Consider the following 6,978-nt stretch of genomic DNA (forward strand, 5'->3'; position numbering starts at 1 on the left):
TCAAAATTTATTTTGAACGGGAGAAAATTTGGGCTTTTTTAAAGATTTAGAGGTTGTGCAATACGCTCTAATTATTGTAGTTAATTTATGGGTAGTTCTAAAAATACAATTCACGAATTAGAGTGCAACTATGACAACGAAAAACCTGTATAACCATAAAAAAATACGGTCATAATAGATTTTTGCCTTTTAAAATCAACAGGATAAACTGATTTTTGGGGTGATTTAAGGGATCAATAAAGTCAGTTTTCTTATTTTTTTTGATAAAATGCTTGTTAAAGAGTTACTTTTGCACTCAAAATTATTTATGAAAGAGAGAACAATTCAGGTAGGCTTAACCTATGATGATGTGTTATTAGTACCTTCTTATTCTGAGATTTTGCCCCGCGAAACAGACATAAAGACGATGCTGACGCGAGATATTTCGCTAAATATTCCCTTAATATCATCTGCTATGGATACTGTTACAGAATATCGGATGGCTATTGCGATGGCATCTGCGGGAGGTATTGGTGTCATTCACAAAAACATGAGTATAGAGAAACAGGCAGCTCAGGTTCGGCGAGTTAAGCGGGAAGAAAGCGGCATGATAAGCGACCCAATTACATTAGCTCCCCAAGATACGCTGCAAACGGCTATGCAAATTATGTCTGAACATAAAGTAGGCGGAATCCCAGTGGTGGACAATGAACACAAACTTGTGGGAATCATCACCAACAGAGACTTGCGATTTGAAGTAGCAGATAATAGACCGATTTCTCAAATCATGACCACAGAAAACTTAATTACAGTTCCTATTGGAACAACTTTAACCCAAGCCGAAGATATTTTAAAAACATATAGAATTGAAAAACTGCCGGTTATTGATAAAAATGGAAAACTATCCGGTTTAATAACCTATCGAGATATTATTAAACGAAAGCATTATCCTTCGGCTTCAAAGGACAGTTTAGGCAGATTATTGGTTGGGGCTGCTGTTGGCGTTAGTAATGATACATTTGCACGGATAGAGGCATTACTGAAAGCCGGTGCTGATGTGATTACCATAGATACAGCTCATGCTCACTCTAAGGGAGTTTTGATAATGGTACAGGAAATTAAAAAGAAATATAAAGATATTCAGTTAATTGTGGGAAATGTGGCTACAAAATCCGGTTCTAAGGCGGCTATTGAGGCTGGCGCAGATGCCGTGAAGGTTGGTATTGGGCCGGGAAGTATCTGCACAACCCGAGTGGTTGCCGGTATTGGAGTTCCACAACTTACTGCCGTCATGGAAGCTGTAAAAGGTACAGAAAATTCAGGAATCCCAATCATCGCAGATGGCGGCATTAAACACACAGGAGATCTACCCAAAGCCTTTGCCGTAGGAGCTTCAACAGTAATGATTGGTAACTTGCTCGCAGGAACAGATGAAAGCCCCGGCGAAACCATTTTAATGGAAGGCAGAAAATTTAAGTCTTATCGCGGAATGGGATCCATAGAAGCAATGGAAGCTGGCAGTAAAGACCGTTATTTTCAAGATGTTGAAGAAGATATTAAAAAACTTGTCCCGGAAGGTATTGTCGGAAGAGTTCCCTTCAAAGGAAGTGTAGCGGAAGTATTACACCAATTTATCGGAGGATTACGTGCCGGAATGGGATACTGTGGTGCTAAAAAACTGACCGACCTTCAAAATAATGAACTTGTCCAAATATCATGGGCAGGATTTAAGGAAAGCCACCCGCACTCTATCCAAATTACCAAAGAATCACCAAATTATTCTCAATCATAAATGAAGTTTGGGGTCTATTTGACGGCCCCAAAAACTTTTTTCAAAATATCATTAATTCGGGCAGCAGGGTCTTTCCTGATTTTGGATTCTTCTACGGCCATTAGCGTAAAAACGCCTTTGATAGCTAACTGGGTGGTGTAATCAGTTAGGTTAGTGTTGATTTTGGTAACAAATGGAATTTTGTTGTAAGACGTTGTAAGGGTGTTCCATGTTCTATTTGCCCCTACCTTATCCAACGACTGTGCAATAATGGGAGCGAAAGCCTGAACCAAAGCCGGAGTGGTTGATCCCATAAGGTAATCAGTAGCTGCGCGCTCGTTTCCTAATAAAATATTTTTTGCATCTTTTAAGGTGAGTTTTGTGATTGCGTCAATAAAAATAGGTGCGGCTTTTTTAGCGGCATCTTCGGCAGCCCGATTCAATAACTTTTCGGCTTCAGCGGTTTGGCTGCTAAAACCCATTCTATCTAACTGACCTTTAACTCGCGCTAACTCAGGCGGTAACGGAATAAAGATAGCTGGATTTTTTAAAAAACCATCTATTTTGCTGGCACTTTCGGCAGATTTATTTGTGCTTACTTTTAAGGCTTCTTTTAAGCCATTTATGACTTCTTGCTCACTAAGCCCTGAAACAGATTTAGACCCGTTTACACGGTCTTTTACTTGGTTAATTACGTTTCCCCACTGGGCAGAAACCCAAAAGGGGGCGATTAGCATCCATAGAAAAGCAATAGTTTTCATTATTTGAATAAATTTAGATATTTTATACAAAAATATTGCCAAACTTTTTATCGGCCAAAGTCTTTATCGCTGTAAGAGAAGTTTTGGGCTATTTTTATAAATTCGGTTTTTAAAAATTCTTGATTATCACGTGATTTTTTGAGTTGGGTTTTCATGAATTCCATTGCTTCCATGGGGCTCATTTCCGTGAGGAACTTTCGGAGCTGCCAGACCCTGTCTAAGGAAGTGGAATCCATAAACAAGTCTTCACGTCTGGTGCCGGAGGCTACAATATCAATAGCCGGATAGATTCGTTTATTGGCTAACCTACGGTCAAGCTGGAGTTCCATATTGCCGGTGCCTTTAAATTCTTCGAATATTACTTCGTCCATTTTGCTGCCGGTGTCAATGAGGGCAGTAGCTACGATAGTAAGAGAGCCGCCGTTTTCTATTTTTCTGGCTGCACCAAAAAAGCGTTTGGGTTTTTGGAGGGCATTGGAATCTACGCCGCCGGATAAAATCTTACCTGACCCGGGAGCTACGGTGTTGTATGCCCGTGCTAAGCGGGTGATTGAATCCAATAAAATCACTACATCATGGCCGCACTCTACTAATCGTTTGGCTTTTTCCAAAACGATACCGGCTACCTGAACGTGCCTATCAGCCGGCTCGTCAAACGTAGAAGCAATAACCTCTGCATCAACACTGCGCTGCATATCGGTTACTTCTTCAGGCCGTTCATCTACCAATAATATAATTAAATAAGATTCCGGATGGTTACGAGCAATTGCATTGGCAATGGATTTTAATAAAATCGTTTTACCTGTTTTGGGTTGGGCTACGATAAGCCCTCTTTGGCCTTTGCCGATAGGTGCAAATAAATCTATAATTCTAAGCGATAAATCTGAATCGTTAGAAGAATGCAAATTGAACTTTTGAAATGGAAACAAGGGAGCTAAGTTTTCAAAGAACACTCTATCGCGAATTTCTGCCGGCTGTTTTCCATTGATAGTTAGGATGTTTACAAGTGTAAAATATCGGTCGCTATCTCGGGGCGGGCGAATCATAGCTTGAATGGTATCTCCTGTTCTAACGCCAAATTGCCGCATAATATGATGCTGGACATATACATCATCAGGAGAATTTAGATAATTAAACTCGGCAGAGCGTAAAAAGCCGTGCCCTTCGGGCATAACCTCTAAAACTCCGGTGCAAGAAATGAGTAAATCTTCCTCTTTGAGTACCGATTTTGGGGGTGGGGGGGGCGGTGGTGTAGTTTCCGTAGCCGGTGCTATATTCTTTTTCTCTGAGGTCTTATTTTCAGGATGTTCTGTTACCCACTTACGGTCGGTGTTTCTTTCTGATTTATGATTTTCACGTTTACGGATGATACGTTCGCGGTTGTTATTGTGTGCCGGTATTTCGGGTAATGGTGCTGTAGAATCCACTAATTGAACCTGCTCAACCGTTTTTTCTTCAGTAACAGTTTCTGGATGCGGGTTGTTCGTAACTTCTTTTTCCTTTGGTAAATGGCTGTTTTTTTCTGGAAAACTCCGAATTCTTTTGCGGTGGTTAGCCGGCTGATGGTTTGGTTTTTGGGGAATATTTGACTCCTCTAAATGGTTCTCCGTAATCTGCTCTTTAGGTAAATTAGAAACATTATCTTGGGAATCTGTAATATCAGAATCTATTGAAGTAGATTGATTATCAATTGGTTGATTAGAAATAATTCTTTTTCTTTTGGATTTATTGGCAGATGAATTTTCTGAATTATCTACAGCTGAACTTTCTGAAAGTCTGATAATTTCTTCAATAAGTTCATTTTTTTTTAGGTCTTTAAAGTTTTCTACGCCTAATTCCTGCGCGGCTGAACGTAATTCAGAGATGAGTTTTTTGTTTAAAGTAGTGGTATCAATCATATTATATGAAGTGCGCAAGCAAAAAAACTGCGCAAAAAAGTATCGCTGACTGTAAGATTATCTAAATGAGTGCGAAACGAACGAGCAAAATTACTTTTTTTTGGTAAACTAACAATAAGAAATAAAAAAATAGTGGCTATGGTATTCAGCGAGTTTGGTATTGCATCGGATTTCCGCCCCGTTGCTGCTGCCGAAATAGCTCAAATCTGGAAACCTCAGGTTTTCTGGGAAAAACGTTGTTTGAGGTGTCTATATCTGCTGTCTCCAGAAAAGGATCTAATTGAAATTCTATAATTTCCTGATTGCTAATTATTTCCTTTGTGCAAGTAACTGTGTTTTTGACCCAAAGTTCAACCGGAAAACGAAATACTTCTTTACTTCCGTCTTTGTAGGTTACTTGGATAATGATAGGCATGAGCATCCCTCCGGCATTATTAAATTCCAATACATAGAAATATTGATTACTTTGTAGTAGCTTTTGTTGAGATTCAGATAAATTATTGACGTAATTTCGGTAGGCTTCTATTTCTCTATTTGTAACAGCATATTCATCATATTGGTTGTAGAAATCTTTTAGTTCCGGTTTATCAGAAATATAATATTGTTTTATTAACGTGTCATTTTTGATATTTGTGAGATTTTGAGAGGTCTTTTCATACTGTTGTTTTGCTAAGGTTTTGGTAATGTTAGGGTCGCTTGGATTTAGCTTCCAGCATGTAACGGACTGTATTCCAATATTTACCGGGTCTGTTTCAAAAAACCAGCCGCGCCAAAACCAGTCTAAATCAACGCCGGATGCGTCTTCTAAGGTTCTAAAAAAGTCTGCCGGCTCCGGGTGTTTGAATTTCCAACGTTGGCAATATTCTTTGAAAGCATAGTCAAACAATTCCCGCCCCATGATTGTTTCGCGTAAAATATTTAACCCAACAGCCGGTTTCAAATACGCATTATTCCCAAATTGAGAGATAGATTCAGAGTTTGTCATGATGGGTTCGAGTCCTCCGCCGGACATATAAGGAACTACCGAACTCGGAAAGCCTCTTCGAGAGGGGTAATTTGGCTCAAATTCACGTTCCGTTAGAAACTGTATAAAGGAATTTAAGCCTTCATCTAACCAAGTCCACTGCCGTTCATCAGAGCTGATAATCATCGGAAAAAAATTATGGCCAACTTCATGAATAATCACAGAAATCAGTGCATATTTCGTTGCCTTTGAGTATGTTTTATCTTTTTCCGGTCTGGGACCATTGAAGCAAATCATGGGATATTCCATTCCATAAACAGGGCCGTTCACAGAAATAGCAACAGGATAAGGATAGTCTAACGAATAACGGGAATAAACTTTAAGTGTGTGGATGATGGTGTGTGTGGAATATTTATCCCAAAGAGGCATTCCTTCTTTGGGGTAAAAAGACATTGCCAGTGTAGAATTACCGGCTATTTTAACGGAGGCTGCGTCCCAGACAAACTTTCGGGAAGTTGCAAATGCAAAATCACGTACGTTTTTGGCAAAAAATCGCCATGTTTTAGTGCCATTGGGTTTGGATTGCTGGTTTTCGGTAGCTTCTTCGGGGGTAACGATAAAGATAGGCTTTTCAGCATTTTTAGCTTGATTGTATCGTTCTAACTGCTTTGTTGTTAGTACTTTATCAGGATTTGTTAAGATTCCGGTAGCGGCAACAATGTGGTCATTAGGAACGGTAATATTTACCGTATAATCCCCAAATTCAAGGGCAAATTCGCCACGCCCAAGATAAGATTTATGTTGCCAGCCATTTACATCGTCATATACGCACATACGCGGAAACCATTGGGCTAGTTCATAGATATAATTTCCATCTGATTCAAAAAACTCATAGCCGCAACGCCCCCCTTTTTTGCCGTCATTTATCTTAAAATTCCAATGAATCGAAAAAACAAAATCTTGACCGGATAATAATGCAGTTGGTAAATCAATTCGCATCATTGTATCATAGATTGTCTTTTTTAAAACCCTCCCCTTAGAATCCTGAACGACTTCTATTTTATAACCTAAATTTGGTGGTATCGCTAATTTATCTGCTAATTGTTCTATGGTAATATTTTGATAATCAGGAGCGTTTGACATTAGTTTGGCTCTTGAATCAGAAGCAAAAATATTTTGGTCTAATTGAACCCAGAGGTAAGTAAGTGTATGTGGTGAAAAGTTATGATAAGTAATAGTTTCTTTTCCGGTTACAAGTTGGTTAATATCATCTACGGTTACATCAATGCTATAATCTGCGCGATTTTGCCAATATTTAGGGCCGGGAGCACCTGTTGCTAAACGGGATTCTGTTGGTGTAGGAAGTTCCTCCCGAAGTTGTTTAAAGCGTAAGGTTTCCGAAGTATTCTTAGAATCTCTTTGAGAATATATCTCAAAACTACAAAACAAGAAGCAAATAAAGAAAATAATCTCAAATTTTCGAAAACTCATATCGCAAAAATAAAAAAATATCTATTTAGAGGTTGTTTAAAATTTATTTTTTTATTCTGTTAAGCATAATTCTAATCATAGCTAAGTGCACAAAGCTTGTACTGCATTCGGGGT

Annotated in this window: 4 protein-coding genes; 1 reads left to right on the forward strand and 3 read right to left on the reverse strand. The window is 38.9% G+C overall.

The genetic code is table 11. The features are described from left to right. Nucleotides 1-307: 307 nt before the first annotated feature. Nucleotides 308-1,771, forward strand: coding sequence for an IMP dehydrogenase (gene guaB, locus LC115_02755; GenBank protein ID MCZ2355602.1), 1,464 nt, complete (start codon nt 308-310; stop codon nt 1,769-1,771). A gap of 14 nt (nt 1,772-1,785) precedes the next feature. On the opposite strand, the gene LC115_02760 is transcribed toward guaB, so the two are convergent. From LC115_02760 to LC115_02770, 3 genes are all read right to left on the reverse strand, one after another. Beyond that, nucleotides 1,786-2,511: a DUF4197 domain-containing protein gene (locus tag LC115_02760; GenBank protein MCZ2355603.1), complete on the reverse strand. Its 726-nt coding sequence runs from the start codon at nt 2,509-2,511 to the stop codon at nt 1,786-1,788. Nucleotides 2,512-2,558: 47 nt separating this feature from the next. Further along, complete coding sequence (gene rho / locus LC115_02765; protein ID MCZ2355604.1) at nt 2,559-4,409, reverse strand: transcription termination factor Rho; 1,851 nt, start codon at nt 4,407-4,409, stop codon at nt 2,559-2,561. Nucleotides 4,410-4,554: 145 nt separating this feature from the next. Continuing rightward, on the reverse strand, nt 4,555-6,864 hold the full coding sequence (locus tag LC115_02770; protein ID MCZ2355605.1) for a M1 family metallopeptidase: 2,310 nt from the start codon (nt 6,862-6,864) through the stop codon (nt 4,555-4,557). Nucleotides 6,865-6,978: the final 114 nt, after the last annotated feature.

It is taken from the genome of Bacteroidia bacterium (assembly GCA_026932145.1).
In the GTDB taxonomy this organism is placed as follows: domain Bacteria; phylum Bacteroidota; class Bacteroidia; order J057; family JAIXKT01; genus JAIXKT01.

Excerpts from the sequence above, each read along its gene's own strand:
- guaB (MCZ2355602.1), top strand. The coding sequence starts at position 308 with ATGAAAGAGAGAACAATTCAGGTAGGCTTAACCTATGATGATGTGTTA.
- LC115_02760 (MCZ2355603.1), bottom strand. The coding sequence starts at position 2,511 with ATGAAAACTATTGCTTTTCTATGGATGCTAATCGCCCCCTTTTGGGTT.
- rho (MCZ2355604.1), bottom strand. The coding sequence starts at position 4,409 with ATGATTGATACCACTACTTTAAACAAAAAACTCATCTCTGAATTACGT.
- LC115_02770 (MCZ2355605.1), bottom strand. The coding sequence starts at position 6,864 with ATGAGTTTTCGAAAATTTGAGATTATTTTCTTTATTTGCTTCTTGTTT.